Source organism: Bacillus cereus G9842, from assembly GCF_000021305.1.
Taxonomy (GTDB): Bacteria; Bacillota; Bacilli; order Bacillales; family Bacillaceae_G; genus Bacillus_A; species Bacillus_A thuringiensis_S.
Genome location: NC_011772.1, coordinates 4,561,777 through 4,588,773 on the forward strand (window position 1 = coordinate 4,561,777; position 26,997 = coordinate 4,588,773).

A 26,997-nucleotide genomic window follows, 5' to 3' on the forward strand; every position below is an offset into this window, starting at 1 on the left:
CTCTCGCTTTTTTTATGCTCTTTTTTCTTTCTCGACTATATGGCGCACTTGATAAAATCTATTTGCAAATTCAGTAACGTTTCTTGTTAAACGATAGTTCACTGTAGATCCAATTGCCATTCCAATTACCGGAATACCTTGGAATAATTTACGACGAAGAGCATAAATCGAAAATGTCTTCAAAATTTGTTTTAACACAACTTCAGTAGAAGCTGTTTGCAACACTGCTTCGTCTCCTTCATAAAAGAACGAATCTTCTTGCTCCAGCTCTTGCAATAAATTGTACCATGCGTATTGCTGAAGTCTTCCTGGTAGTAATGACGCATGAAACACCTTTAACGCAAGCATCATTTCATAAGGCTTGTTCACATCATGCCCAAATGATGTTGCAATAAGTTGGACTGCCTTCACATTTAACGCGATCATAACCGGAAAATCTGCCGTTAATAATAATAAACCTCCAGCACCTGTCGCCCCGCCTTGCACAAACGAATATAGACGATGACGTGCTGTTTGCTGCTCTGCTATGTATGTTAACTGATCAATAGATAATGCTTTCAAATCTTCAAGCTGTTCAATCGATTCATCAAATAATCTCGATGTTCCTAAAATCCGATTACGTGCATCTAACTGTGCTTGTGAACTTTGAATAAATGCATGCAAATGAAAGAGCCATCCATCTGCTTTCGTGAAGAATTCTTTTCGCTTTTTCTCAGGTAATTTCGCAACTGTAGTATGTAACCATTTATCAAACACTTTTTGAAAATCGGTCGCTTCTTGCTCAACTAATTGCGCTTCCCATTCTTTTATATTGTCTAAAATGGCTTGTTCTCGCTTCGATCGCATCGTAACAACCACCTCGTTCGATTTTTTTCTATTGTAACATATTTCTGCTTATTCTTTACAAATATGCTTGTATATCTCTTTTTATATACCCTTTATGAGTGACATAAAATAATAGCAAAAAGGATGAGATGCTTCACATGAATCTATCCAATCTAAAACAAAATTATAACGCAGAATTCAGCTTAGGAAAAAACTGCTGGCCTACTTGGGCATTATATCAATTAGAATTATCACCATTTTTTGGCGTTATTGATTTTATGCTAAGTCCTTCATTAGCGAAAGTAAATTTATTATTCCAAAATCGATTTGACCGCTTTTTAAATTAAGAAAATTTATCCTTCATCTCATTTTGGGATGATGATGCAAAATTAAGATGAAGGGGCAACCTTTATGAAATTGACTCCTGTCATGACTTTAAAACAGATGTAAACACACCAACTACTTGGTCTTCTTATACAGAAATTAAGTTAAACTACGAACATCGAACTAATCGTTTTCTAACTACAATTGAAACGGCAGAATCCATATTATTTATTCGAACTGGAGGAACATACGAAGAAGCATGTTCCCTAGAACAAATTTCATCTCAAATAATTACACATACATTCTCTGTCCTGTTACTAATTCCTGCCGATATACCAACTATCACTCAAGAAGATTGGGGATTACAACATACTTGCGTTATGAAATGCCCGATTATGGATGTATACCAATACAATGAAGCATTTTGGAAAGACTTATTTGATGAAATTACAGTTAGACCGCACACTTAAATACAGAATACTTTTATCACACCATACATTATAATCTTCCTTATACAAAACAAATAAGGAGTGATTCTATTATGTATCCACGTGCAAAAGCTTTCGGTCTTGCTGTACATCAAGATCGCCTTCTCGTACAAGAATATTATACAGAAGGCGAAACATATTATCGTCCTCTTGGCGGTTCCATTGAACTTGGTGAAAAATCAGCACATACTGTTATTCGGGAGTTTAAAGAAGAGCTTCATACGGAGATAGAAATCACCAATTATTTAGGTTGCTTAGAAAATGTCTCTCATCTAGATGGGGGCATTGGTCATGAAATCATTCAACTATATTCTTTGCGTTTATTAGACACCTCACTATATGAAATGGAAATATTAAATATACAAGATGAGCAAGCAGTAACGTATGCGAAATGGATTCCTATTAAGGCATTCATTCAGAAAGAAAAAATATTATATCCGGATGGAATTTTAAAATACATCCAAAAGAAAAAAGACGAAATCCTATAGGATCTCGTCTTTCTTTTTATATATTAACCAATATCTCCAAGACGTAGTACGTCACGAGCAATCATAACTTCTTCGTCAGTTGGAATTACGATAATTTTTACTGGAGAGTGTGGGAAGCTGATGAATGCTTCTTCACCGAATACGTTATTACGTTTTACATCGAAGTATACGCCCATGTACTCAAGGCCTTCTAATACGCGCTCACGAATAATCGCACTGTTTTCACCTACACCAGCTGTAAAGATGATTGCGTCTACACCTTTCATACGAGCTGTGTAAGAACCGATGTATTTGTGGATACGGCTTACGAATACATCAAGTGCTACTTTCGCACGGTGGTCGCCTTCTTCTTCTTTCGCAATGATGTCACGTAGGTCACTAGAGTAACCAGTAAGACCTAACATACCACTCTTCTTGTTTAATACGTTAACTACTTCTTCTACTGTTTGGCCTGTTTTTTCCATGATGTATGGAATTAACGCAGGGTCAAGGTTACCAGAACGTGTACCCATTGTTACACCAGCAAGTGGAGTGAAGCCCATAGAAGTATCGATAGATTTACCGCCTTCTACTGCTGCGATACTTGCACCGTTACCTAAGTGACAAGAAAGTAAGCTTAAGCTTTCAATTGGACGACCTAATAATTCAGCCGCACGCTCAGTTACATATTTATGAGAAGTTCCGTGGAAACCGTATTTACGGATGCCGAATTTTTCATAGTACTCATATGGTAAGCTGTATAGGAATGCAGATTCCGGCATTGTTTGGTGGAATGCTGTATCGAATACTGCTACTGCTGGTACGTTTGGTAATACTTCTCGGAATGCTTTAATACCAACAACGTTTGCTGGGTTATGAAGTGGTGCTAAATCGCTTAATTCTTCGATATCAGCTAATACTTCATCAGTAATTAAAACAGAGTCAGCAAATTTTTCGCCGCCGTGAACAACACGGTGACCGATACCGCCAATCTCATCTAGAGATTTAACGATTCCGTTTTCAGTTAATTTTTTAAGAAGCATATTAACTGCTACTGCGTGATCTGGGATGTTTGTAATTTCTTTTTGTTTTTCGCCATCTACAGTAATAGTGAAGATACTATCTTCTAAACCGATACGTTCTACTAAACCTTTTGTTAATACTGTTTCACTTGGCATTTCAAATAATTGGAATTTTAAGGAAGAGCTTCCTGCGTTAATCGCGATGATTTTTGACATCTAGTCTTTCGCCCCTTTTTCTCTTGGTAGTTGTGTGGATGTTTCCACAAACCGCTCGATTTTATCTAATCAAATTTACTAAATATGAAAACGTTTCATCATTAGCAAATTTTATACTCACGATTTTAATTTAAACATCGTCCGACATATATTTCAAGTGAAAAAATTGTAACACCAAGAAAAAATATATATTACAGATTTCAAAAAAATTCAGTTAAATCTAGTATATATTTAAAAATATGACATATTATATAAAACTGTACTACATGAATCACTAACTCTGTTACATATACCCAGCTTTATTTATGTGTTGCAAACCAAGTATTTAATTGATCCATAATGTTCTCCATCGCCTTCATGTTAGAGAATTTAGGCAACTCCACTAATAACGCCTGTTTTGGCATTGTTACATTAGAGCCTTTCTTTTGGAGAACAAATATACTTTTTGCATTTTTCTCGTTTTTAAACATGGAAACAGGAAGCTGTAATAACCCTTGAATAAAGCATGTTTCTTTAATAAATGCATGTAATTTTGGTGCCTGATCACTTTCAAAAATGAAGTTTGGTACTAAGAAGAATAAGTACCCGCCCTCTTTCGTATGTTTCACACTTTGTTCAATAAATAAGTGATGAGCATACGACATTCCTTCATCTGCTTTTAATTTATATTCACTGGCACCGATTTCGTTTGGATAGTAACCAATCGGTAAGTCTGAAACGACTGCATCAACTGGATCGATATAAAGTGGTGCTAGTCCATCTTGATGGAAGAATTCGATTGCATGCTTCTGTAAATTTGCATTTACTAAAGCAAGTTTAATTAGCACTTCATCCACTTCTACACCAAATCCACTCATTGTTAGTCCTTCTTTGGCGCTATTAAACACTGTAGTCATTAAATTTCCTGTTCCAATTGCAGGATCTAAAACTGTAATTTCGTTTTGACCTTGCATAAATTTATGGAATAAGTAACTCATGAACATCCCAACTGCATCAGGCGTCATTTCATGATTCGCTTGTACGCCTTCTTTCATTCCTTTTAAGATGGCTAACTGAAATGCTTTACGAATTTCTTCACCTTTATATGTTTCTTCATTAAACGTACTATATTCACGATTCAGCCTTTCAATTGCTGATTCGGATAATTCCTCTTGTAAAATCGCTCCCTCAAACAAGTTATCACCTGTTTCTACAAGCGCCTCTAAATATGTCACATCTAATTCTTTACGTAAAACTACCGCAGAAGAATCAAAAATAGAAAATAATGTTTCCACTGTCTGACTCACGTACATTCCTCCTTCTCTCTTTTACACATAACTTATATCATACCACAAAGTGATTTTTTCCAAAAAGAAAAAGCGACCTCCTGTAAAGAGCTCCCTCTCAAGTTATATATGATATAACGTTTTTTCTCATATATCGGCACCGTTACGTAGCGATATATGAGAAAAAACGACCTCTTTATAAGAGGTCATTTCCTTCACATTACTTTGCAGATTTAGCTGCTTCTAATGCTGCTTCATAGTTTGGATGGCTTGTACCTTCGCCTACGTATTCTACGTAAACTACTTTGTCATTGCTATCTACTACGAATACTGCACGAGCAAGTAAACGAAGTTCTTTCATTACTAAGCCGTAAGCTTCACCGAATGAAAGGTCACGGTGGTCAGAAAGTGTTACAACATTTTCTAAACCGTTTGCTGCACACCAGCGTTTTTGAGCGAATGGTAAATCAGCGCTAATTGTTAATACTTTTGCGTTTTCAATACCTGCTGCATCTTGGTTAAAACGACGTGTTTGTGCATCACACACACCTGTGTCGATTGAAGGTACAACACTAATTAATTTTACTTCGCCTTTGTATGTTTCTAAACTTACTGGAGATAAGTCGTTTGCTAATACTTGGAAGTTTGGCGCTTGATCGCCAACTTTAACTTCTGTTCCAACTAAAGTCATTGGATTACCTTTAAAAGTTACGTTTGCCACTTGAAAATCCTCCCTTATTTAAACAAAATATGTACAATGTAAATGATAGTTTGTCCCTATCGATAATGCAAATAAAATCGCTTTATTTACAAAAAAATAAAAGAAGCTAACCTATTGATTAGCTTCTTTATTCGTTAAATTTGAAATTCAGGATCATCTTCTTTTCGTTTATCCATCATTTCTTTCACTTTATCAACAGCTTGTGGCGCTAATTCAATTATTTTATCGATGACGTGTGTTTGTTTATCTAAGTGCAATACTTTCACACCATCTCCATTTATAACAAGAAAGGCAACAGGATTAATAGAAACTCCTCCACCACTTCCCCCGCCAAATGGATGACGGCCTGAATGTTCTACTCTACCAAATTCACTTCCACCAGCAGCAAATCCGAAACTTACTTTCGAAACAGTAAGAATTACACTTCCATCTGCCGCTTTAATTGGGTCACCAACAATTGTATTTACATCAGTCATTTGTTTTAAATGCTGCATTGCTGTTGTCATTAAACCTTGAATTGGATGGTCCATTCTATATCCCCCCTATGCTTGAACAGATTTTTCTGTCATACCAGATTTTTGCTGCCTCATAAATATGAGCAATTTCATCGCTGTTTTTATAGTGCGGAATATACGAAAAGATGCTGTTAACTCGCATCTTGATGCAAATCCCTTCCCTTGAAAAACAGGAGTAATTTCAAATTCTGGTACATCGACAATATGCATATATTGTCCGACAACTCCAGCAGCCATACCTTTTGTCCCCCATGCATATCCAGTGACAATTCCAGTACTAGCTGCGTCGCCTGCTCCAATTTGCGTATGCCATTTCCAACCATTGATTTTCACTCGTTTGAGAAAATCTTTAACGATAGTATGAACTTTTTGAAGCCTTTTTATCAGTTCCCCAATACTGTCAAGTTGCGCCATAATTTTATTATCTAGTCCGCCGTCCTCTTCAGCTTTTTCGATTTTCTGTCCTGTCTTTTTCTGCTGTTTTTCAATTCTTTCCAACACATCAAATGTATATCGAATCATCCATATTTTCACTTGAAATAAACATTGCTTTTCCATTTCTGAATATAAAAATGTCACCTTAAGCGATATTTTCGACAATAGTATAAGCAAAATAAAAAGGAGAAGAATTATTATTCCAATTACGAGCCACTTCATACGTATCATCCTTTCACTCCATACCCATTATCGACAAGTTTATTCATCGTTAAACAGAGTTTTATAAGATTGAATATAAAAATTTTTCTAAAAATAAAAAGGTATTTTGACAATTTATATCGAAATATATTATTTGAACATATCATCAGGGAACGGACTCTAATGATATGCAGCACGAAAAACAGAAAATTTAACTGCAGTGGAGGGATACATAATGGCAGATCGTCGCAATTTATTTTTCTTTTATGGTGATGACAAAGCAACGCTCGTTGAAAAAATGAAACCAATCTATCGTATTTTAGAAGAGAATGGATTTACCATATTAGATCATCCAAAAAATGCAAACGCTATCGTCAGTGTTGGAGATGATGCAACCTTCTTACAAGCCGTTCGTAAAACTGGTTTTAGAGAAGATTGCTTATACGCAGGGATTTCTACGAAAGATGAAACTTCGTTCTACTGCGATTTTCACATTGATCACATTGATACAGCCCTTCAAGAAATTACAAAAAATGAAATTGAAGTGCGCAAATATCCAACAATTCAGGTAGATGTAGATCATGGTACATCTTTCTATTGTTTAAATGAGTTCTCATTACGTTCTAGCATTATTAAAACATTCGTTGTAGATGTTCACGTTGATGATTTATACTTCGAAACATTTAGAGGGGACGGTTTAGTAGTTTCTACCCCAACAGGAAGTACAGCTTACAATAAATCATTGCATGGTGCAGTTGTTGACCCACTTATTCCATGTTTCCAAGTAAGCGAACTAGCATCTTTAAACAACAACACTTACCGTACGCTCGGTTCACCGTTCATTTTAAATCACGAACGTACATTAACTTTAAAACTAAGACCAGACGGTAACGATTATCCTGTTATCGGCATGGATAACGAAGCGCTTAGCATTAAACAAGTGGAAAAAGCTGTTGTACGCTTAAGCGATAAACAAATTAAAACAGTTAAATTAAAAAACAACTCTTTCTGGGAAAAAGTACAAAGAACGTTTTTATAGAATTAAAATAACCGCAGAATTATGGAATTCCATAATTCTGCGGTTGTTTATTTCTCTAACTATTAGTTGCTATTTTTGTCGGTAAGTCGATATATTTCAATAATCGCTCATATATTTTTACATACCTTTTCTATAGACAACTTGGCCATCTATTACGGTCATTTCTGCTTGTACTTCTTTCATTTCTTCTGCCTCAATTTCAAAAATATTACGGTCTAATATCGTAAAGTCTGCTTCATATCCTTTTATAATTTGCCCTCGCTTCGCTTCTTTTCCGATTGCATAGGCACTTCCTGTTGTAAATAGAGAAACAGCCTCATATACCGTTAATCTTTCCTCAGGCATATAGCATACATCGTCAATAAAACTTCTACGTGTAACAGCGCTATATATGCCTAAAAATGGATTCACTTGTTCAATTGGTGCGTCAGACCCACCGTTGCAGCGTAATCCTGCTTCCAGTAACGTCTTCCAAGCGTATGCATAACGAAGACGACGCTCGCCTAGTTTTTCAATGACTGACGGGAAATCTGAGGAAAGAAAGACCGGCTGTATATCGATAATAGCCGACAAGTTTTTCATTCTTTCAATCAACTCTTCACGAGCAAGCTGACAATGAATAATACGGTCACGTAACCCTTTTGCTGGTGGATATAATTCGAGTGCATTAATGACATATTCAAGCGATAAGTCACCGATAGTATGAATCGCAACTGGCATATGTAAGTCTCGTGCTTTCTTCACTAATTCTGCAAGTTCTTCACGTGAGAAAATTGCAACCCCATTCGTTTCCTTCGCATCTTCATACGGTTCACTTAATAATGCTGTTCTTCCGCCAAAAGAACCGTCAGAAAAAATTTTCATTGCCCCAAATTCAATATAATGTTCATTTTCATATTCTTTTCGTTCTTGTGCTACTTCATGATGAACGAGCAAATGTGCTTTAAATGGCATTTCTTTTATAACGTGAGAAAACGCATTATGCGTTTTTCTAAAGCCACCATAGTAATTTAAATCTTCCGTATGCCCGCCAACAAGTCCATATTGCCAACAATCTTTAATCGCTGTTTGCAGAGCTCTTTGTAAATAAGCTTCATCAATTTCTGGCTGAACGTGTTTAATTAATTCTTGCCCTTGTTCATATAAAAGTCCTGTTAACTTATTTGATGAATCCCTGCCAATTTTCCCGCCTTTTGGATTTTGCGTCGCTTCTGTTATGTTCGCTTCTTGCAATATGTATGAATTCACCCATGTAACGTGACGACAAACTCGCTTTAATAAAATGGGATGTTCTTTCGAAATTTCATCTAAATCACGCGCATGAACATCTTTCGTATCTGTAAAGTTATTTTCATTCCACCCTTCTCCAATAACCCAAGATCCCTTTGGTGCTTCTTCCACTCGCTTCTGAACAAGAGTAAGCACTTCACCATAAGATGTACAATTTGATAAATCTAGACGGAGTAATCTCTCCCCATGCCCAATAAGATGCATATGGCTATCAACGAGACCCGGAATCATTGTTTTTCCTTTTAGGTCCTGCAACTTAACGTTTGAATATCTACTTTCTAATTCTTCCTTACTCCCAGCATCAACGATTATGCCATTTTCAACATAAATAGCTTCTACTTTTTCATTCTTTTCTCGCATTGTGTAAATGGTGCCGCCATACCAAATTTCTCTCATATATCCCATCTCCTTTATTTTATTGTATAAAAAAAAGCACCATTTCAAAACATGGTGCTTTTCTAAAAATTACTTTTGTTCAGTAGTAGACGTTGTAACTTGCCATTCAATATTAAATTTATCTTTTACTTGTCCGTATGCTGGGCTCCAGAATGTTTCTTGAAGTGGCATGATAACCTCTCCACCTTCTTGTAACTTATCGAATACTTCTTTTGCTTTTTCTGCATTACTAATTTGAATTGCGATTGTTACTTGAGATCCGATTGCATGCCCTTGACCTGGGAATGTATCAGAAATCATAAGATCCGTATTACCAACTTTTAAAGTAGCGTGTAAAACGCGCTCTTTCGCTTCAGCTGGAATCGGGTATTCTGGATTTTCAGGCATGTCACCAAAAGTTTGCATGACTTCTACTTTTGCATCTAAAACCTCTTTATAAAACTGTACAGCTTCTTGCCCACTACCATCTAAAACTAAGTACGGATTAATACCTAAAATCATACGGACACCTCTTTTTTAAGTTTATAAAATCGAACTTGTGTTCGTTTTTATATTATCATTGTTTTGCATTTCATTCAACTATTTACTTCACTGTTTTCAAAATTATTTTGACGGAATCTCCATCTCTTGTTTTCTAAGTTCAATACGGCGAATTTTTCCAGAAATCGTTTTTGGTAGTTCATCTACAAATTCAATTTTGCGAGGGTATTTATATGGTGCAGTGAGTTCTTTGACGTGTTGTTGGAGTGTTGGAATTAATGTTTCTTCGTTCTTTTCTATATTCTCTCTTAATACGATAAATGCCTTCACGACACTTCCGCGAATTTCATCAGGACTTGCGACAACCGCACATTCTCTTACGTAAGGATGTTTTACAAGCGCATCCTCTACTTCAAACGGCCCGATTGTATAACCAGAGCTAATAATGATATCATCACCACGCCCTTCAAACCAGAAGTAGCCATCTTCATCTTTCTTCGCTTTATCACCTGTAATATAATAATCACCGCGGAATTGCATCGCTGTACGCTCATCGTCTTTATAATATTGTTTAAAGAGTGCCGGCGTTTCAATGTGAACTGCAATATCACCAACTTCGCCTACTTTAACTGGAATACCTTCCTCATTTACGATATCGACGTGGTTACCTGGCGTTGGTTTCCCCATTGATCCTGGTCTAATATCCATCCCTTTCATTACACCAACAAGTAGTGTATTTTCCGTTTGCCCATAGCCGTCTCTTACTGTAATATCAAAGTGCTTTTGGAACGTTCCAATAACTTCTCTATTTAACGGCTCACCTGCGGATACAGCGCTATGTAACGCCTCTAAATTGTACTGGCTTAAATCTTCTACCTTTGCCATTAATCTATACTCAGTCGGTGTACAACAAAGCACATTCACCTTATTATCGTCTAATAAATTTAAATACGTTTTCGGTTCAAACTTGCCGTTGTACACAAATCCTGTTGCCCCTGAACCGAGAGTTGCTAAAAACGGGCTCCAAATCCACTTTTGCCACCCTGGACTAGCCGTTGCCCATACAACATCATTCTCTTCAATTCCGAGCCAATTCGGGGCGCTTGTACGTAAATGAGCGTATGCCCACGCGTGAGTATGAACGACACCTTTCGGGTTTCCTGTCGTCCCTGACGTGTAAGATAAAAAGACCATATCTTCTTTATCTGTTTTCGCCATTTCTAACATGTCACTTTCTGTTTCTAATGCTGTTTTTAAATTGATCCATCCGTCTACTGACTGCTCGCTCAGGACGAATTTTTGAAGAGATTCCATTGCTTCTATATCATCAAACTGTCCAATGTACGGCTCATAGCTTACTATCGCTTTTACTTCGCCATGTCCAATTCGATATTCGATATCTTTTTTACGCAACATTTCCGAACTTGGAATTACGACAAATCCTGCTTTAATCGCAGCGATATACGTCATGTACGCTTCAATTAAACGCGGCATCATAATAAGGAGCTTGTCCCCTTTTTGTAAGCCACTTTTTATAAAAGCGTTTCCAATTTTATTTGCACCTTGCATTAATTCAAAATATGTAACTTCTCGTCTATTCCCTTTATCATCTTGCCAAATTAAAGCAAGCTTCTCTTTATCGTCTGTATATTTCTCTATTTCTGAAACTAAATTATAAGATGGTGGTGCCAACAATTCCTCTCTCTTCATAAACATCCTCCTTTTTCTTTATGCCTCCCTTATATAATAAAGAATTTTCAGTAAATTTTGAACCCTCTTCTTTTGACAATTTTTTTATGCTTTTGTCGAAATGAATTTATACTAATATGAACAACAAAAAGAAAGAGCGAGAGAACCCGCTCTTTCTAAGCCATCATATGGGATTATTTTTGGTAACCGCCTAATTGTTGCTCAGCTAGTGAAACTAGACGTTTAGTGATTTCACCACCAACAGAACCGTTAGCGCGAGCTGTTGCATCAGCTCCAAGTTGAACACCAAACTCTTGAGCGATTTCGTATTTCATTTGGTCTAATGCTGATTCAGCACCAGGAACCGCTAATTTATTTGTGCTACGTGACATGTTGTATCACCTCCTTGTGAGTATAGAGTGTGATAAACAACATGACTTCATACACGTTTTAGATATGGTAATTTATGGTTTTAGAAAAGTTCTTCAAATTTTTCTTCTTCCGCCACTACTTCAACCGTTTGTAATACCATTGTTTCTTTGTTCGCTACAGCTTCTTCGATTAACGGTGTGAAATCGTATTTCGCTTCAAATCGATTTGCTTTTTCACGCTTCGGCTTCGTCGCCGGGCTAGCTGGTGTGAATACTGTACAGCAATCTTCGTATGGACGAATTGAAATATCATACGTGCCGATTTCTTCAGCAATTTTAATAATTTCTAATTTATCCATCGTAATAAGCGGACGAATAACTGGGTAGTTTGTTACTTCGTTAATCGTATGCATGCTATCTAATGTTTGGCTTGCTACTTGTCCAAGACTTTCACCAGTCGTAATTGCAAGTGCGTTACGCTCCTCAGCAATCTGCTCTGTAATACGCATCATCATACGGCGCATAACCGTCATTGAATAGCTAGATGGGATTTCTTTATTAATCGTTTTTTGCACTTCTGTAAACGGAACAAGGTGCAGCGTTACACGTTTACAGTATTTCGTTAACCCTTGTGCTAAATCGATTACTTTTTGTTTTGCACGCTCACTTGTGAAAGGTGGGCTATGGAAGTGAACTGCTTCCACAGATACGCCGCGTTTCATCGTTAAGTACGCTGCTACCGGGCTATCAATACCACCAGAAAGAAGTACCATTACTTTTCCACCAACGCCAACTGGTAAACCGCCAGCTCCCATGTGCTCACCACACATAATATAACTATAACCACTGCGAATTTCTATACGTACATTCACATCTGGATTATGAACATCTACTGTTATATCCTCTGTATTTTCTAAAATGTGCCCACCGATTTCTGGAAGTAACTCCATCGTCTTCATTGGGAAGCGCTTATCAGAACGATGCACTGTAATTTTAAATGTTTTCACATCATCTTTTACTTGTAAGAAAGCTGCTAATGCACCTTTTTTAATGTCTTCTAATTCTGATGGTACTTTCATCGCTAAGTTAAACTTATGAATACCAAATACGTCTTTCAATCTTTCAGAGATTGCCTCATGATCTTCACCGTTTAACTGGATGTACATACGGTCATGCGTTGCATCAATTTTAATGTTTGGGAACTTTTTCAGTTTGAACTTCACGTTATCTTTTAATGTGCTTACAAATTTAGAACGGTTCTTACCTTTTGTCGTCATTTCTCCGTAACGCACTAAAATATATTCATATGTCATCATATTTCTTTACCTCATCACTTCATATAATTTTGGCATTGTCTCTTTTACAATACCTTCAAATTGTTTTACTTCTTCCATCGTGTTATCTGGTGCCAAACTAATACGAATAGCGCTTGCAGCTGCTGCATGCGGCACTCCCATCGACACTAACACTCTGCTTACTTCATTTGCTTTTGAAGAACAAGCTGATTTCGTTGACACATATACACCGTGTTCTTCTAAAGCATGAACGACTACTTCTGGTTTTAAACCAACAAATGATACATTTAAAATGTGCGGTGCTGCATATGCAAGCGATGTATTAATCGTCACATCTTCCATCTCTTTAAAGAAGCTGACAAGCTCCGCTTGTAAACCTTGCAAATGAGCTACCTTTTCTTTCACTTGTTCCATTGTCATGCGAAGTGCTTTCACCATCGCTACAATGCCAGGTAAATTCTCTGTACCAGAGCGATACTTAAGCTCTTGTTGACCACCTGATAAAATCGGATCTAATCTTACGCCATCACGTATATAAAGAAGACCCGTTCCTTTTACACTGTGGAATTTATGTCCAGATATTGAGCAAAGATCAATATGAGAAGCATATAAATCAAGCGGTACTTTTCCTATCCCTTGTACATGATCTACATGGAATCTTATTTTCGGATGATTCGATAATAAAGTTCCAATTTCAGCAACGGGCTGAATTGCTCCAGTTTCGTTGTTCACATGAATAATTGATACAAGAATCGTGTCTTCACGAATTGCTCGTTTTACATCCTCTACCGATACAACACCGTGCTCGTTAACCGGTAAATATGTTACATCAAATCCGAGTTCTTCTAATTGCTTATATGCCTCAAACACAGACGCGTGTTCAATATTTGTTGTAATGATATGTTTACCGCGCGAACGATTCCTCATTGCTATCCCTTTAATCGCAAGGTTGTTTCCTTCCGTTCCACCTGATGTGAAAATAATTTCAGAAGGTTTAACGTGAAGAAGCTGCGCTGCAATCGTTCTTGATTGTGTTAATAGACGCTCTGCCTCTCCTCCAAGCGAATGAATAGAAGAAGGATTACCAAAATATTTCCCAGCAACCGTCACGTACGATTGAAGAGCTTCTGGATATGGCTTCGTCGTCGCACTATTATCAAAATAGATCATCGTTCTTCCCCTTTCAGCGCTATCACATCATATAATCATATCATAAATACGTGTCATTACGCTAAGACTACGCAAAGGTTCCGTTTTATCCCGATTAGTGAATAATAATAATTAGTGAGATCCCCCCACTGATTACAGTTTCACTTTACCCCGCATTAACGGGCAGTAAGACTCTCACCTCAAAGTTCAACTAGAGCAAAGAAGTTAGGTAGGAGATCAACTGCCCGTAAATGCCCGATTGGTTCAACTAGTAATCAGTGGGGGATGAATCCCCCCCCACTGATTACAGTTTCACTTTATTTTGAAACGAATAACCTTACTGTATTCCGCTATTCATTATAGCAACATCGCCTGCAAAATTACACAAAAAAACAAACCCTTTATGAAAGGGTTTGTTCATTGTCTACATATTCAGCTATTTTTTGAACAACACCAGGTTCAAGTTGCTCTAGTACAGAAGCTGCTTGTTCTAAAGCTGCATCGTATTGATATTCACGGAATAATTTCTCCGCATAATTTAAGCTTTCTGCAAGGCTTTCATCATGACTGCGGTAACGGTTACCGTATTGAATTAATTTTTCAACTAAATACGCTTGTCCAATTAACTCTTCTGTCATTTCAGCTACACCGTTCACAGTTGTGTATGCTTCTTCTAAACTGCTATTTACAGCGTTCATATTTAACGGCTTCACTTCTAATTGTTCATATACAGCTTGCATTGCCATTTGCCCCCTTTTTAAATCTTCCATAATACTCTCTGGAAGACCTGGCAAATTCGACTTTTGCATAAAGCGTTTCGTTTCGAAAATAGTATTTCGCATTTCTTGTAACTTCTCACGCGCTTCAAATTCTTCTTTACGCATCGTTTGCAGCATCTCTTTATATTCTGCATGAAGTATTTTTAACGTTTCACATTGCTCATAAACCTCTTCTAGTTCCTCACGAATAATAGAGAAGGCAATATCTTGTTCAGCAACGCGTAATTGTAGCATTTCAAAACGTTTCGTTAAAATGTGCATTTGCTTTTCAATTACTTTTTGAGATTCAATATCCTTATCTTGCAATTGATAGCTTTGTTTCACAAGTTGTGTTTCTGTTTTCGTTTCAATCGTTTCGATACGTATTTCTTCTAAGTCTTCATAAACAGAAAGTGTTTTTTGCTCCACATAATGTCTCGCATGCACCTCTTGCTCAAGTTGATCATAGAAACCATCTAAACGAGTTTTTAAGTCTTCCACTTTTTCAGCCGCTTCTGTTATATGAAGCTCCTGTATATCCATTAAACATGTGTTTAGTTGTGTCGTCATATCACGAACTTCTTTAGGGACTTCCAAATACTCTAATACATAACCTTGTCTTACCATATCATTATGACCCTGTAATAAATCTTCCAGTTGAACTGGTAGCGTCGCTTGACACTCTACTAATAAATCTGGAATTTGGTGAATAATGATTTCTAAACCAGCTAAACCTTCTTCTAAACTAATAACAATTTCTCTCGCTTTTAAGTAGTCACCATTATCTGTTGCTTCTTCAAAACTTTTAAATTTATTAGATTCAGCGTCTAGCATCTCTTCGATTTTCTGCTCTGCTGCCCCATACATATGTCTATGAGCAAGAACACTCTTTTTCATACTACGATATGTATCACGTAACCCTTCAATTTCCGAGCTATTTTTCTCATGGCTTTCTAACAATTGCTGTAATTCATTTAAAACACCTGTAATACGATTATCAGCGTCATCTAAACCACTTATGGATTCGTTCATCGCATGCTTTGCTTTTCGGAAGGAGAATTGCGAGGCGAATTTTCGCGCTTGCGCTAAATCTTTGTCAGCTTTCGGAAGGGTTGTTGATACAATTTCATCCCATTCTTCACGCCATTTACCAAACAGTTCTTCTGTTTGACCCGTCATGTTTAAATCTTTTACCCGTTTTAGTTCATCTGCCACAGGTTTATCTTTTATCTCTTGTTTCCACTGCTCCAGTGCTTCAATATCTTTATATGAACGATTTCTTATCACAAGCTCTATCATGAGCAGCACTAGAATAGAGCTTACTACAATGATAACGATCGTCAGGATAGAATCCATGCAAAAAAGCCTCCTAGTTATATCTCTTTTTTTGTCCGTTCCGTTTATGAAATGGAAGGCATTATGTATAAAAAGGGAATTCCCCTATATTTAACAACTAACAATGTACTAATCATACCATGTAATGGCTTGTTTTTGACCTAGTTTTTTTTAAAATTTCATGTTTCTTTCAATGCGATTGTAATCTTTCTCAATATTCCGCCTACCTCACTACCTATCCTCAAATGATTGTAATAACAAACAATCTTTCGTATGAGATACGAAATAAATTTTCCGCATGAGTGGTGGTTCAACAGAAATTCCATGTACATTTCCCTGCCTTACAGACTGCTCTACTGCCCTTTCTGGAAGTAAAGTAATGCCAAGGCCAGCTTTTACCATTGCAAGCATCGGTTCTGCGTAAGATGTTTCCACAGCTATAGTTGGTTTTACACCTATCTCATGAAACATGTTCATAATCATTTTCCTTACATCGCATATTTCTGGATATACAATTAATTTTTCATTTTGCAGCTCTTCTATTTGAATGACTTTCTTCTCTTTATACGGATGATTATTTGAAATGACACAAACAATTTTCTCTTGTTGCACTTCTTTTATATACGTAGCACCTTCTACTACTGAATCGATGAACATCGCGTCGATCTCCCGCGCTTTAAATAAATCTCTTAATACTTCCGTATGTCCGATTTGCCACTCTACTTCGAACTCATCACCTAATACATCTTTACACTCTAATATGTAATGCTCTGCTAAACTCGGTAGTATACCAATTGAAAACTTTCGGTTCTCTTGATACCCCCTCATTTCTGTTTTCACTTCATTTATTTGTTCCAAAATCGGTAGCATTCTTTTTATAAATAACTCTCCTGCCTCCGTTAACTCCACTCCTTGCGCAGAACGCTTAAGTAAAGTAACCTCTAAATCCGCTTCTAACTTTTGAATTTGCTTACTAAGCGCTGGTTGAGATATATGTAAAATTTTACTTGCCTTTGATAAACTTCGCGTATGCTTCACTTCGATAAACGATCGTACTGCCTCCAAATCCATCGTACACACCTCTAACAAAAAGTTATAACCGTTATAAGAAATCGATATTTCCTCCTATAAACAATTACTCTTTATACTTATTTCATCAACTTACTATAACGAAATGCAAAGGGGAAAGATACTCTTGAACAAAAAACAAATGCTACTCGGATCCTTTCTATGCTTACTCGCCGTCACTGCCTGGGGATTTATGTTTCCTGTAATGGCAAATGCTCTGCAATTTATCGATCCGTTCTTCTTCACAACGATTCGCTATGGATCAGCAGCTATTATTTTTCTTATTTTGCTATTAATTACTGAAGGGAAGACTTCACTCCGCTTAGAAAAAAGAACACTTTCTCTGTTCTTTTACGGGACAGTCGGTTTCGCAGGATATGGTTTTCTCGTTTTCTACGGACAACAACTTGCTGGACCTTCCGGAGCAATTCATGCAGCTATGATTCAGTCTCTTATGCCACTGATCGCCTTATCACTGCAATGGGTAACGAAAAATCGTCGCCCACAAAACTACACATTTCTTTGTATGTTCGTTGCATTACTTGGTGTGATGCTTGTCATTTCAAAAGGAAATATTCACTTATTATTTGGAGCTGCAAGCCACTTATCGACAAACATATTAATGCTATGCGGCGTTACTTGCTGGGTCATTTATACAAACGGAGGTGCTCGTTTTCAATCCTGGTCACCACTTAGGTACACGACATTAACTTGTTTATTTGGCTCCATTTCACTCATCGTTATTGTTACTTTCTTAACGTACACAAATATAGTTACTATGCCGTCACTGCGTAAAGTTGTGAGCGTTCGTTTTGAGCTCTTTTATATGTCGATTATCGCAGGAGTTATCGCTGTATTTTGCTGGAATATGGGAAATCGCTATATTTCATCTATTAACGGCATATTATTTATGAATTTAGTTCCTATTCTTGCACTGATAGGTTCTATCTTTCGAGGTTATACAGTCGATAAAATTGAAATCGCTGGAGCAACGTTAACAATTATCGCGCTATTATGTAACAATTTATGGCAAAGAAAAATAAACATAAAACTCCCCACCTCAGTTCGTTAGGTGGGGATTCTTCACATATGAACAGCTCTTGGCCATTCATGGTACATATTCGCTTTACATAATGCTTGTTCCATCCATTGCTCAATCTCTTTCGTGTACATTTCTATGAAAAATGTCTCAGACGGGAAAGAATGCAGTACTTCTGATATATATTGTGGATATAAAAACGGCATATTTATCATGCCTTTTAATTGCGTCATAAACATTGTAAATGATACTTTCTGAAATTCTTGTTTTATTTGTCCTTGCCTAATAATTTGCTCTATATAATATCTTTCTTTAGAAAAATAAACGGTCATCACTTCACGAATTAATGTCGTATCAAGCGAAAGCTCTCGGTAGAAGAAACGTGTTAGTTCTCTATTTTCAAATTGATATCGTAACATCCCACGCACCATTTGCACCATCACATCTTTAGCCGACAAATACTCTCTCTGTTCAAACGAAATTTCAATCACATGAATATACCCTTCTAAAAAATCAGTAATAAGCTGTTCTAATAAACCTTGCTTCCCAGCAAAATAATATGAAATATTCGCTACATTCACATCCGCTCGCTTTGCAATGTCTCGCACCGACGTTCCATCATAACCTTTCGTATTAAACAACGATATTGCCGCATCAATTACTTTTTGTTTCGTCTGCTTCATGCGCTCACTTCCTCTCAATGAACAGCTATAGTTTAAATTTCTTGACTTTTAAGACAAATTCCTTTAATTTTCTATCGACAAAGTCATGTGAAATACATCGTATTTTGCTAATATTTTACACATCTCGATAAAAAAGGAGCTGTTTCCATGTTTACTAAAGAAAGTTATGCAGGATCTCGCGTGCAGCAATATGAGACAGTAATTAAACAACTGGATGCGTTATTAACTGGCGAATCAAACGTAGTCGCAAACTTATCAAATGCGTCCGCATTATTAAACCAATTTTTAGATCGCGTTAATTGGGTTGGCTTTTATGTAACAGAAGGAAATCAGCTTGTCCTTGGACCGTTCCAAGGAATGCCTGCTTGCGTACGCATTCCATTTGGACGAGGCGTTTGCGGCGTAGCAGCTGAAACGAAAACAACTCAGCTTGTAGCGGACGTTCACCAATTCCCAGGTCACATCGCTTGCGATAGTGCTTCTAATTCGGAAATCGTTGTACCGATTGTGAAAGAAGGAGCTGTCATTGGTGTACTTGACATTGATAGTCCTGAAAAAAATCGTTTTGATGAAGTAGATCAGCACTATTTAGAAAAGTTTGTGGAGACACTCCTAAAACATATGTAAAAAGAAAAGAGCGAGTTATCGACTTAGTACGTCCTGTACAAAACCGATAGCTCACTCTTTTTTTATTGATTAACAGTAGATATTTTCTTTAATGCCTGCTCTAAATCAGAAACGATATCCTCCCACGATTCTAAACCGACCGATAAGCGTATTAAATTATCGAAAATGCCCATTTCTTTTCTTAGTTCAGCCGGAATCGCAGCGTGCGTCATCGTTGCTGGATGCTGAATTAATGTTTCTGTATCGCCTAAACTTACCGCAATTGTAATAAAGTGAAGATCATTAATAAACGCTTGCGTCTCTTCTTTTCCGCCTTTTACTGAAAAAGAAATAACACCGCCCCCGCGTTTCATTTGACGAGATGCTAACTCCCCTTCTGGATACCAAACATCTTCTACCACATCATGTTTTCTTAAGAACGATACAATTTTTTCTGCATTATCACAATGACGATCCATTCTTACTGCTAACGTCTTTAACCCGCGTAATAATAACCACGCATCAAACGGCGCCATAATACCGCCGATATCTTTTCGCATCGGGCGAATCTTTTCAGCTAACGCTTTCGTTTTACAAATCGTTACACCCGCTACAACGTCACCATGGCCACCAATATATTTTGTCGCACTATGCACAACAGCGTCACAGCCAAGCTCAAGCGGTCTTTGTAAATAAGGCGAACAAAACGTATTATCAACAATGACAAGTAAGCCATTTTGCTTCGCAACCTGAATCACTTGTTTTAAATCGATTAATTTCATTGTTGGATTAATCGGTGTTTCAACGAAAATAAGCTTTGTATTCGAACGAATTTTATTTTCAATATTAGCCTCTGTCTCCATGTCACAAAACGAATGCGTAATCATAAATTTTTCTTCTAACACTTCTAAAAAACCGTACGTACACCCATATAATCCGTTTGAACAAATAATATGATCTCCAGCCTTTAAAAAACCAATTAAAGTTGCTGAAATAGCTGCCATACCAGATCCGAAGGCAAGTGCCTCTTCTCCTCCTTCTAACACCGCCATACGTTCTTCAAATAATTTCACAGTTGGATTTCCAAGCCGTGAGTAAATATAAGATGGATCCACTCCCGCAAAACTCGCCTCTCCTTGCTGCGCAGTCTCAAATGTAAATGTAGAAGTTTGAAATAAAGGTGGTGTTAAACTTCCTTTATGTTCCTCAGGTGTATAACCGTGATGAATTAACGCTGTCTCCATATGCTTCTTTTTCATAAAAACATCCCCTTTATGTTTTTATCCCGCATATTCACCAATAAAAACTGATGAACGTTTTTACTACATTTTATGTAAGCGTTTTATTTGTGTTTCTATCTCTTCTTTTATATTGTTTTAAATTCCTTCTTATATTAATTTCCAAAATTTATATGCATAAAACAAAAACGTACTCGCTTGACGAAACTCTGGGTAAAAGATATAATAGCGTTTGTGTAAAATAAAAAGGCAGCCTTGTAATGTGAGTTTATCGTTTGTATTTTGTTCCTCTACGGAGGTGTATCTCGTAACTCCCTGCTGCTGGAGCGAAGGTACATGAAAACAAAATGCCCGTAAATATCGATTACGTCTGTTTTTATTTTACGTAAATAAAAACATTTTTAAAGGAGGAGTCAACTATGGCTCGTTATACAGGTCCAGCTTGGAAACTGTCTCGTCGTCTTGGAATCTCTCTAAGCGGCACAGGAAAAGAATTAGAAAAACGCCCTTACGCACCAGGTCCTCACGGTCCTAACCAACGTAAGAAACTTTCAGAATACGGTTTACAATTACAAGAGAAACAAAAACTTCGTCACATGTACGGCATGACTGAGCGTCAATTCCGTCGCACATTTGACCAAGCAGGTAAAATGCCTGGTAAGCACGGCGAAAACTTCATGATCCTTCTTGAAGCTCGTCTTGACAACTTAGTTTACCGTATGGGCTTAGCTCGCACTCGTCGTGCAGCTCGCCAATTAGTAAACCACGGTCACATCATGGTTGATGGCGCTCGCGTAGATATCCCATCTTACCGTGTAAAACCTAACCAAACTATCAGCGTTCGCGAAAAATCTAACAGCCTTGTTGTTGTTAAAGAAGCGATCGAAGTTAACAACTTCGTACCAGAATACTTAACTTTCGATGCTGACAAATTAGAAGCTACTTACACTCGTCACGCTGAGCGTGCTGAGTTACCAGCTGAAATCAACGAAGCATTAATCGTAGAGTTCTACTCTCGTTAATCTCGGTACTCTGCAAAGAGTAGTATTAAAAGCCTTAGGAACCTTGTTTATCAAGGAGCCTGGGCTTTTTTTATTGAATACAACCCGATTATATGCATAGAAACAGGCCAATGTAACAAAATAAAAAAGAACTGCAAGTCTATAGTTAATAAAACTTAACCCCCTCTCTAGAATTCCATCCATTTTTTATCCACATTAATAAAAACCTCCCCCTTCTTCTAACACTTAAAAACACTACATTCTATCCCATAACTCATTTTTCTTTGCTGTACTCTCCTTTTCTTAACATTATTTTTACAACGTATTTATTTGTACATAATCTATACCTTCCCTTTTTCTATTTACATTCAACTAAAAAACCTCTTCATTACCAGATCATCCGAATGAGATTATAAAACTTAATGAAAGAGTACCTTTTTCGCTAAATAATTAGAATATTACATTTACAATCACTTCCTTAAATTGGTATTATTTTTCTTGTAAGGGGAGGGAAAGTTCATGTCTTTAAATATGTATCTCGGTCAAGTAAAAGCTCAAACAGAAAGTATGAACGCTTTCTGTAACGCTACTATTCAAGGAATGGAACAAATTATTCATTCTATTAATGCTTTTGCATTGGATACTGTTCTACAAGGACAAACATATAGCAGTGCAAAAGCATATTTCTTACAAACCTTTCGTCCGTTAGCACAAGGAATCATTTACTTATGCGAAGAATTAATCCGTCAAAATGATGCTTTTCCAAGAGACTTTCAATCACAGGTAGCTTCTAGAGATGTTATCGAACAGGAGATATTAGAACAAATTCGAGAAATCGATCGAATGATAGCAAGTACAGAAGCGCTCAACCAAACTATGCCGATCCCAGGTATGGACGCTATGGTAAATCTTTTTACTGTCATGAGGCAAAAACTGCAAGAAAAATTAGAACATCTATATGAATTTAATTATACTTCTAGTAATAATTATGATACTGCACTCCAACTAGCCGCTAGCATTGCGACAGGTTTGGCGGAAGTTCAAAGTGGAAAAGGTTTTAGTCCCGTCAGTGGTACATTTAGTACGCAAGGGTTGAATATGGAGTGGACGGGTCCTATTCAAGCAATTACAGAAGAAAAAAAACGAAAAGCTGATCATTTAATTAAAGATGGAGAAATGTGCGGTAGGCTAGAAGAAACATCTGCGATTAAAAAAGCTTGGGGCGATAAGGTAGGCAGTGTAGTTAAAATGTTCGAAACAGTAAAAAAGATATGGAATGGTACTGTAATCGGAACAGGGAAATCTGTTGAAGATGCAATCAAGTCCATGGAAACTTTAAGTAATATGAATATAAGGAATATGGATATAGAAACTTTTATTAATGTTACATATGCGATTTTACATTTGGATGAAACGGCGAAAAATATGTGGCATACATTTTCAAGTACCGTGAAACGAGATATGATAAATGGAGATGCAGAGAGCCGTACGCAATGGATTACTTATGCATTAACCCAAATAGGTATTGGTCTAATCGCCGACAAGGGATTAGGTAGAGCAGGACTTGTTATAAAAGGAGTAAAAGCATCAAGTGGAGCAAGTACATTAACAAAAGGAGTAACACTAATAAAAGAAATGAAGCACGCATCTGAGATTTTACAATCTTTTAAGAAAGATGTTTCTTATGCTTTCTCTGGTGGAACTATCATAACCAAGATACCTCAAAGCGAATTGAATCAAGCCTACTATAATTTTGCAAAGACTACGATTTCAAGTGCACAAAAAAGAAATTCTCCAGGAACAGTAACTTCAAGTTTTAATCTTGAACGAAGTTTAGGGACTCAAAAGAAACTAATGTATAATAAAGGTTCAATTGGTGTTATTCCACAAGAAATTCGAAATAAGCTAATTGGAAAAAATTTCAACTCCTTTGATGATTTTAGAAAAGAGTTTTGGAAAACAGTTGCTGATTCAGACTATGCGACAGAATTTAACCAAAGAAATATAAACCTTATGAAAGAGGGTAAAGCTCCATTCGCTCCATTATCTGAGAAGTATGGTCAGCACAATCAATATATTTTGCACCATAAACAACCAATTCACCAGGGTGGAGATGTGTACAATCTCGATAACTTAATAATTGTTTCTCCTAAAATGCATCAAAATGTTTTAGATCGTTCATATCATTTCGGTAAAAAAGGTTAATGATTATGAAAGGATGGTTAGTATGACACTCAAAATGACAAAAGAAGAACTTATTGAACTTGTAACAAAGATTTGTAATCCTAAATTACCTGAAGAAGAACTTAATGAATACGTAAACCAATTTAATAATAGCGGTGTACCTCATCCCGCTCCAAGTGATATAATCTTTTGGGATTTTAGGGATTTAACACCGGAAGAAATAGTAGAGATTGCATTAAATTACAAAGAAGAAGAAAACTAAAACATGTAAAGAATAAGCCGCCCCGAAAAAACGAGCGGCTTTCTTCATTATCTAATTCATTTTATACTGTCCTATTTGTTCTAATGTTAGTATTTCTTTTCAATGCTAATACAACATTAGAATTATCATTTCTGAATTTAGCCAGTTTACCTTCTTCTAACACTTAAAAACACTACATTCTACCCCATAACTCATTTTTCTTTGCTGTACTTTCTTTTTGTTAACATGATTTTTACAACGTATTTATGTGTACATTCTCTATACCTTCCCTTTTTCTATTTACATTCAATCTTAAAAACCTCTTCATCACCCGAGCATCTGAATAAGATTAAAAAAACTTAATGAACTAGTATCTCTTTAACCGTAGAATTATTAGAATATTCAATTTATAACCCATTCCTTAAATTGGTATTATTTTCTTGTAAGGGGAGGGAAAGTTACTAGAAGGAAGACATATTTTAGAGATTCCAACATCTAATAAAAAATTCAAAAAAATAGATGAATATATCAAGCTAGCAAAAGAAAAATATGATATTGATATTAGATTTAGGGAGGAATAATTGATGGCGTATGATTTAGAACCCGAAATTAAAGAGGTACTTGAGAAAATTGATTTTATTCAGAGATATAAAGCATTATCAAAACAATTTCCAGATAGAGAAAACACATTTGAAAACTATGAAAACGAAAAAGTAATTGCAGTATTTGAGTCTCTTGGCTATAAAGCTCGTTTTATGAAAAAGGAAAACTTTTTTATTGTTGGTGAAGTAAAGAACAAGGATTTCTATACTTTCAGATTCAATATCAGCTTAAAATATGGGCTTGTTGAGTTCATTTGGTCTGCAAGGTATAATGGTGAAGTTAGAGTTGGGAATTCATGGGATATGTTTGTAAAAGTATTATCCAATGGTTCTGAAAGGTTGCCGGCAGTATGCTTCCACAGTTACGATGAACTCAAAGAAATCATGAAAATTGCCTTTGAAATGTACGAAGATTTTAAGCGAGAATTAATTCCTATTTATTCATAATTCAAAAAGCTACCGAAGACACCAAAACAGTTACTTCGAGTAGCTTTTATTTATATATATTAAAGTTATTTATTTTCCTCTTTTTGAACATATACATAAGCATCTTTCTGCTCTTTATGTATATCAACCTTCGAATTCTCTGCAAGTTGACCCGCGTTTAGCAAAGAAAAAATAATCAACGCTTCTAGTGACATTTCGTTTTACCACTCCTTTCTAATTGTTATACGTTTATCATACCGCTTACATGTGATTTCCGTATGAACTCGAAAAGGAGATTAAAACAAAAAAAGCTTTGAGGAATTTCCCCAAAGCTTTTTATTTATTAGTAACGAATTAAGAAATATTTCTTTTTACCGCGGCGAATGATTGTAAATTTACCTTCGATGCGGTCGTTTTCTGTTACAACGTAGTCTAACGCTTGTGTACGCTCACCGTTTACGTAGATTGCGCCGTTCGTTACATCTTCACGTGCTTGACGTTTTGATGGAGAGATTTTGCTTTCTACAAGTAAGTCGATTAATACTGTATCTTCTGCAGTACGTTCTACAGATGGTACGTCTTTGAATCCTTGTTCAATTTCGCTTGCAGTTAGTTCTGCTACAGAACCGCTGAATAGTGCAGCTGAAATTTTAATCGCTTGCTCTAATGCTTCTTCGCCGTGAACAAGTTTTGTCATTTCAGAACCTAATGCTTTTTGTGCTGCACGTTTTTCTGGTGCTTCAGCTACTTGCTTTTCAAGCTCAAGAATTTCTTCATGAGATAAGAATGTGAAGTATTTTAAGTATTTAACAACGTCGCGGTCATCTGTGTTAATCCAGAATTGGTAGAACTCGTAAGGAGTTGTTTTCTCTGGGTCTAACCAAATTGCGCCGCCTTCTGTTTTACCAAACTTCGTACCGTCAGATTTTGTAACAAGTGGAATTGTTAAACCGAATGCTTTCGCATCTTCCTCTGATTTACGAATTAATTCAAGACCAGCTGTAATGTTACCCCATTGGTCACTACCACCGATTTGCAGACGGCAATTATGTTGTTGGTATAAGTTTAAGAAGTCGTATGATTGTAAAATCATGTAACTGAACTCAGTGAATGAAATACCAGTTTCTAAACGAGATGCTACTGTATCTTTTGCTAACATATAGTTTAAACCGAAGTTTTTACCGATATCGCGTAAGAATGAAATTACATCTAAGCTACCAAGCCAGTCATAGTTGTTAGCCATCGTTGCTGGGTTGTCCACGTTTTCAAACTCTAAGAAGTTTGAAAGTTGGTTTTTAATGCTTTCTGTGTAGTAAGCAACTGTATCTTTCGTATTTAATGTACGTTCTGCTTTTTTACCACTCGGGTCACCGATCATACCAGTACCACCGCCAACAAGTGCGATTGGTTGGTGGCCAGCTAATTGGAAACGACGTAACATTAATACTGGTAACATATGACCAATATGTAAACTATCCGCTGTCGGGTCGAAACCACAGTATAATTTAACGCTTTCTTTTTCTAATAATTGCTCAAGGCCCTCAGCATCTGTTTGCTGATTAATTAGACCGCGAAATTCAAGATCTTGTAAAATACCCATATCCTACATACTCTCCTTTAAGTTCATT

At 36.6% G+C, this 26,997-nt stretch carries 26 protein-coding genes and 1 pseudogene; 9 read left to right on the top strand and 18 right to left on the bottom strand.

Annotated features, from left to right (window positions below):
• Nucleotides 1-12: 12 nt before the first annotated feature.
• Complete coding sequence (locus BCG9842_RS22985; protein ID WP_001256853.1) at nucleotides 13-846, bottom strand: EcsC family protein; 834 nt, start codon at nucleotides 844-846, stop codon at nucleotides 13-15.
• 137 nt (nucleotides 847-983) lie between these two features.
• Here BCG9842_RS22985 and BCG9842_RS31075 point away from each other — a divergent pair.
• Nucleotides 984-1,619, top strand: a pseudogene (locus BCG9842_RS31075) (DUF1796 family putative cysteine peptidase).
• Between the two features lie 71 nt (nucleotides 1,620-1,690).
• On the top strand, nucleotides 1,691-2,125 hold the full coding sequence (locus BCG9842_RS22995; RefSeq protein WP_000283508.1) for an NUDIX hydrolase: 435 nt from the start codon (nucleotides 1,691-1,693) through the stop codon (nucleotides 2,123-2,125).
• A gap of 23 nt (nucleotides 2,126-2,148) precedes the next feature.
• On the opposite strand, the gene ackA is transcribed toward BCG9842_RS22995, so the two are convergent.
• The 5 genes from ackA to BCG9842_RS23020 form a co-directional block, all read right to left on the bottom strand.
• Complete coding sequence (gene ackA, locus BCG9842_RS23000; RefSeq protein ID WP_000034583.1) at nucleotides 2,149-3,342, bottom strand: acetate kinase; 1,194 nt, start codon at nucleotides 3,340-3,342, stop codon at nucleotides 2,149-2,151.
• 299 nt (nucleotides 3,343-3,641) lie between these two features.
• The gene (locus BCG9842_RS23005) at nucleotides 3,642-4,628 is read right to left on the bottom strand and encodes a class I SAM-dependent methyltransferase (protein ID WP_000084365.1); all 987 of its coding nucleotides are present in this window, start codon (nucleotides 4,626-4,628) and stop codon (nucleotides 3,642-3,644) included.
• A gap of 199 nt (nucleotides 4,629-4,827) precedes the next feature.
• Nucleotides 4,828-5,328: a thiol peroxidase gene (tpx, locus tag BCG9842_RS23010; protein WP_000024527.1), complete on the bottom strand. Its 501-nt coding sequence runs from the start codon at nucleotides 5,326-5,328 to the stop codon at nucleotides 4,828-4,830.
• Between the two features lie 134 nt (nucleotides 5,329-5,462).
• The gene (gene ytfJ, locus BCG9842_RS23015; protein WP_000350007.1) at nucleotides 5,463-5,858 is read right to left on the bottom strand and encodes a GerW family sporulation protein; all 396 of its coding nucleotides are present in this window, start codon (nucleotides 5,856-5,858) and stop codon (nucleotides 5,463-5,465) included.
• Nucleotides 5,859-5,870: 12 nt separating this feature from the next.
• Complete coding sequence (locus tag BCG9842_RS23020) at nucleotides 5,871-6,509, bottom strand: DUF2953 domain-containing protein (protein WP_000620652.1); 639 nt, start codon at nucleotides 6,507-6,509, stop codon at nucleotides 5,871-5,873.
• Between the two features lie 205 nt (nucleotides 6,510-6,714).
• Between BCG9842_RS23020 and BCG9842_RS23025 the strand changes: the two genes are divergently transcribed.
• Nucleotides 6,715-7,518, top strand: coding sequence for an NAD kinase (locus BCG9842_RS23025; protein WP_000785183.1), 804 nt, complete (start codon nucleotides 6,715-6,717; stop codon nucleotides 7,516-7,518).
• Nucleotides 7,519-7,635: 117 nt separating this feature from the next.
• On the opposite strand, the gene BCG9842_RS23030 is transcribed toward BCG9842_RS23025, so the two are convergent.
• The 8 genes from BCG9842_RS23030 to BCG9842_RS23065 all read right to left on the bottom strand — a co-directional run bounded on the left by BCG9842_RS23030 (nucleotide 7,636) and on the right by BCG9842_RS23065 (nucleotide 17,352).
• The gene (locus tag BCG9842_RS23030) at nucleotides 7,636-9,204 is read right to left on the bottom strand and encodes an amidohydrolase (RefSeq protein ID WP_001207088.1); all 1,569 of its coding nucleotides are present in this window, start codon (nucleotides 9,202-9,204) and stop codon (nucleotides 7,636-7,638) included.
• Nucleotides 9,205-9,273: 69 nt separating this feature from the next.
• Complete coding sequence (locus BCG9842_RS23035; protein WP_000600368.1) at nucleotides 9,274-9,705, bottom strand: VOC family protein; 432 nt, start codon at nucleotides 9,703-9,705, stop codon at nucleotides 9,274-9,276.
• A 102-nt stretch (nucleotides 9,706-9,807) separates the two neighbouring features.
• Nucleotides 9,808-11,394 (bottom strand): acyl-CoA synthetase MbcS, encoded by a 1,587-nt coding sequence (gene mbcS, locus BCG9842_RS23040; RefSeq protein ID WP_000817728.1) that lies wholly within the window; start codon nucleotides 11,392-11,394, stop codon nucleotides 9,808-9,810.
• 173 nt (nucleotides 11,395-11,567) lie between these two features.
• Entirely contained in the window at nucleotides 11,568-11,765 is a 198-nt protein-coding gene (locus BCG9842_RS23045) for an alpha/beta-type small acid-soluble spore protein (RefSeq protein WP_000091640.1), read from the bottom strand.
• Between the two features lie 80 nt (nucleotides 11,766-11,845).
• A complete protein-coding gene (gene thiI, locus BCG9842_RS23050) occupies nucleotides 11,846-13,060 on the bottom strand; it encodes a tRNA uracil 4-sulfurtransferase ThiI (RefSeq protein WP_000989272.1) in 1,215 nt (404 codons plus the stop codon).
• A gap of 6 nt (nucleotides 13,061-13,066) precedes the next feature.
• Complete coding sequence (locus tag BCG9842_RS23055) at nucleotides 13,067-14,209, bottom strand: cysteine desulfurase family protein (RefSeq protein ID WP_000638973.1); 1,143 nt, start codon at nucleotides 14,207-14,209, stop codon at nucleotides 13,067-13,069.
• 380 nt (nucleotides 14,210-14,589) lie between these two features.
• Nucleotides 14,590-16,302 (bottom strand): septation ring formation regulator EzrA, encoded by a 1,713-nt coding sequence (ezrA, locus tag BCG9842_RS23060; protein WP_000377314.1) that lies wholly within the window; start codon nucleotides 16,300-16,302, stop codon nucleotides 14,590-14,592.
• A 210-nt stretch (nucleotides 16,303-16,512) separates the two neighbouring features.
• The gene (locus BCG9842_RS23065; RefSeq protein ID WP_000362525.1) at nucleotides 16,513-17,352 is read right to left on the bottom strand and encodes a LysR family transcriptional regulator; all 840 of its coding nucleotides are present in this window, start codon (nucleotides 17,350-17,352) and stop codon (nucleotides 16,513-16,515) included.
• A 124-nt stretch (nucleotides 17,353-17,476) separates the two neighbouring features.
• Between BCG9842_RS23065 and BCG9842_RS23070 the strand changes: the two genes are divergently transcribed.
• A complete protein-coding gene (locus BCG9842_RS23070; RefSeq protein ID WP_001036055.1) occupies nucleotides 17,477-18,421 on the top strand; it encodes a DMT family transporter in 945 nt (314 codons plus the stop codon).
• A gap of 11 nt (nucleotides 18,422-18,432) precedes the next feature.
• Here the strand turns inward: BCG9842_RS23070 and refZ are convergent, their stop codons facing one another.
• Complete coding sequence (gene refZ / locus BCG9842_RS23075) at nucleotides 18,433-19,071, bottom strand: forespore capture DNA-binding protein RefZ (RefSeq protein WP_000814913.1); 639 nt, start codon at nucleotides 19,069-19,071, stop codon at nucleotides 18,433-18,435.
• Nucleotides 19,072-19,218: 147 nt separating this feature from the next.
• Here refZ and BCG9842_RS23080 point away from each other — a divergent pair, with 147 nt between their 5' ends.
• Complete coding sequence (locus tag BCG9842_RS23080; RefSeq protein ID WP_000494339.1) at nucleotides 19,219-19,698, top strand: GAF domain-containing protein; 480 nt, start codon at nucleotides 19,219-19,221, stop codon at nucleotides 19,696-19,698.
• Between the two features lie 62 nt (nucleotides 19,699-19,760).
• Here BCG9842_RS23080 and megL read toward each other — a convergent pair whose 3' ends face one another.
• Nucleotides 19,761-20,936, bottom strand: coding sequence for a methionine gamma-lyase (megL, locus tag BCG9842_RS23085; RefSeq protein WP_000726567.1), 1,176 nt, complete (start codon nucleotides 20,934-20,936; stop codon nucleotides 19,761-19,763).
• 398 nt (nucleotides 20,937-21,334) lie between these two features.
• Between megL and rpsD the strand changes: the two genes are divergently transcribed.
• The 4 genes from rpsD to BCG9842_RS23105 all read left to right on the top strand — a co-directional run bounded on the left by rpsD (nucleotide 21,335) and on the right by BCG9842_RS23105 (nucleotide 25,390).
• Nucleotides 21,335-21,937, top strand: coding sequence for a 30S ribosomal protein S4 (rpsD, locus tag BCG9842_RS23090; RefSeq protein WP_000135320.1), 603 nt, complete (start codon nucleotides 21,335-21,337; stop codon nucleotides 21,935-21,937).
• Between the two features lie 498 nt (nucleotides 21,938-22,435).
• The gene (locus BCG9842_RS23095) at nucleotides 22,436-24,121 is read left to right on the top strand and encodes a T7SS effector LXG polymorphic toxin (RefSeq protein WP_000056153.1); all 1,686 of its coding nucleotides are present in this window, start codon (nucleotides 22,436-22,438) and stop codon (nucleotides 24,119-24,121) included.
• 22 nt (nucleotides 24,122-24,143) lie between these two features.
• Nucleotides 24,144-24,362 carry a bacteriocin immunity protein gene (locus tag BCG9842_RS23100; RefSeq protein ID WP_000172895.1) on the top strand — a complete coding sequence of 73 codons (219 nt, stop codon included), beginning with the start codon at nucleotides 24,144-24,146 and terminating at the stop codon, nucleotides 24,360-24,362.
• A gap of 563 nt (nucleotides 24,363-24,925) precedes the next feature.
• Nucleotides 24,926-25,390: a hypothetical protein gene (locus tag BCG9842_RS23105; protein ID WP_000312818.1), complete on the top strand. Its 465-nt coding sequence runs from the start codon at nucleotides 24,926-24,928 to the stop codon at nucleotides 25,388-25,390.
• Nucleotides 25,391-25,455: 65 nt separating this feature from the next.
• On the opposite strand, the gene BCG9842_RS23110 is transcribed toward BCG9842_RS23105, so the two are convergent.
• Together BCG9842_RS23110 and tyrS are read right to left on the bottom strand one after the other, a co-directional pair.
• Nucleotides 25,456-25,584, bottom strand: coding sequence for a hypothetical protein (locus BCG9842_RS23110; RefSeq protein ID WP_000050940.1), 129 nt, complete (start codon nucleotides 25,582-25,584; stop codon nucleotides 25,456-25,458).
• A gap of 128 nt (nucleotides 25,585-25,712) precedes the next feature.
• A complete protein-coding gene (gene tyrS, locus BCG9842_RS23115; RefSeq protein ID WP_000512092.1) occupies nucleotides 25,713-26,969 on the bottom strand; it encodes a tyrosine--tRNA ligase in 1,257 nt (418 codons plus the stop codon).
• Between the last annotated feature and the right edge of the window lie 28 nt (nucleotides 26,970-26,997).

Bases quoted from the DNA above. Each gene is read 5' to 3' on its own strand.
- BCG9842_RS22985 (WP_001256853.1), bottom strand. From the start codon at position 846: ATGCGATCGAAGCGAGAACAAGCCATTTTAGACAATATAAAAGAATGG.
- BCG9842_RS22995 (WP_000283508.1), top strand. From the start codon at position 1,691: ATGTATCCACGTGCAAAAGCTTTCGGTCTTGCTGTACATCAAGATCGC.
- ackA (WP_000034583.1), bottom strand. From the start codon at position 3,342: ATGTCAAAAATCATCGCGATTAACGCAGGAAGCTCTTCCTTAAAATTC.
- ytfJ (WP_000350007.1), bottom strand. From the start codon at position 5,858: ATGGACCATCCAATTCAAGGTTTAATGACAACAGCAATGCAGCATTTA.
- BCG9842_RS23020 (WP_000620652.1), bottom strand. From the start codon at position 6,509: ATGATACGTATGAAGTGGCTCGTAATTGGAATAATAATTCTTCTCCTT.
- BCG9842_RS23025 (WP_000785183.1), top strand. From the start codon at position 6,715: ATGGCAGATCGTCGCAATTTATTTTTCTTTTATGGTGATGACAAAGCA.
- BCG9842_RS23030 (WP_001207088.1), bottom strand. From the start codon at position 9,204: ATGAGAGAAATTTGGTATGGCGGCACCATTTACACAATGCGAGAAAAG.
- BCG9842_RS23035 (WP_000600368.1), bottom strand. From the start codon at position 9,705: ATGATTTTAGGTATTAATCCGTACTTAGTTTTAGATGGTAGTGGGCAA.
- mbcS (WP_000817728.1), bottom strand. From the start codon at position 11,394: ATGAAGAGAGAGGAATTGTTGGCACCACCATCTTATAATTTAGTTTCA.
- BCG9842_RS23045 (WP_000091640.1), bottom strand. From the start codon at position 11,765: ATGTCACGTAGCACAAATAAATTAGCGGTTCCTGGTGCTGAATCAGCA.
- thiI (WP_000989272.1), bottom strand. From the start codon at position 13,060: ATGATGACATATGAATATATTTTAGTGCGTTACGGAGAAATGACGACA.
- BCG9842_RS23055 (WP_000638973.1), bottom strand. From the start codon at position 14,209: ATGATCTATTTTGATAATAGTGCGACGACGAAGCCATATCCAGAAGCT.
- ezrA (WP_000377314.1), bottom strand. From the start codon at position 16,302: ATGGATTCTATCCTGACGATCGTTATCATTGTAGTAAGCTCTATTCTA.
- BCG9842_RS23065 (WP_000362525.1), bottom strand. From the start codon at position 17,352: ATGGATTTGGAGGCAGTACGATCGTTTATCGAAGTGAAGCATACGCGA.
- refZ (WP_000814913.1), bottom strand. From the start codon at position 19,071: ATGAAGCAGACGAAACAAAAAGTAATTGATGCGGCAATATCGTTGTTT.
- BCG9842_RS23080 (WP_000494339.1), top strand. From the start codon at position 19,219: ATGTTTACTAAAGAAAGTTATGCAGGATCTCGCGTGCAGCAATATGAG.
- megL (WP_000726567.1), bottom strand. From the start codon at position 20,936: ATGAAAAAGAAGCATATGGAGACAGCGTTAATTCATCACGGTTATACA.
- rpsD (WP_000135320.1), top strand. From the start codon at position 21,335: ATGGCTCGTTATACAGGTCCAGCTTGGAAACTGTCTCGTCGTCTTGGA.
- BCG9842_RS23095 (WP_000056153.1), top strand. From the start codon at position 22,436: ATGTCTTTAAATATGTATCTCGGTCAAGTAAAAGCTCAAACAGAAAGT.
- BCG9842_RS23100 (WP_000172895.1), top strand. From the start codon at position 24,144: ATGACACTCAAAATGACAAAAGAAGAACTTATTGAACTTGTAACAAAG.
- BCG9842_RS23105 (WP_000312818.1), top strand. From the start codon at position 24,926: ATGGCGTATGATTTAGAACCCGAAATTAAAGAGGTACTTGAGAAAATT.
- BCG9842_RS23110 (WP_000050940.1), bottom strand. From the start codon at position 25,584: ATGTCACTAGAAGCGTTGATTATTTTTTCTTTGCTAAACGCGGGTCAA.
- tyrS (WP_000512092.1), bottom strand. From the start codon at position 26,969: ATGGGTATTTTACAAGATCTTGAATTTCGCGGTCTAATTAATCAGCAA.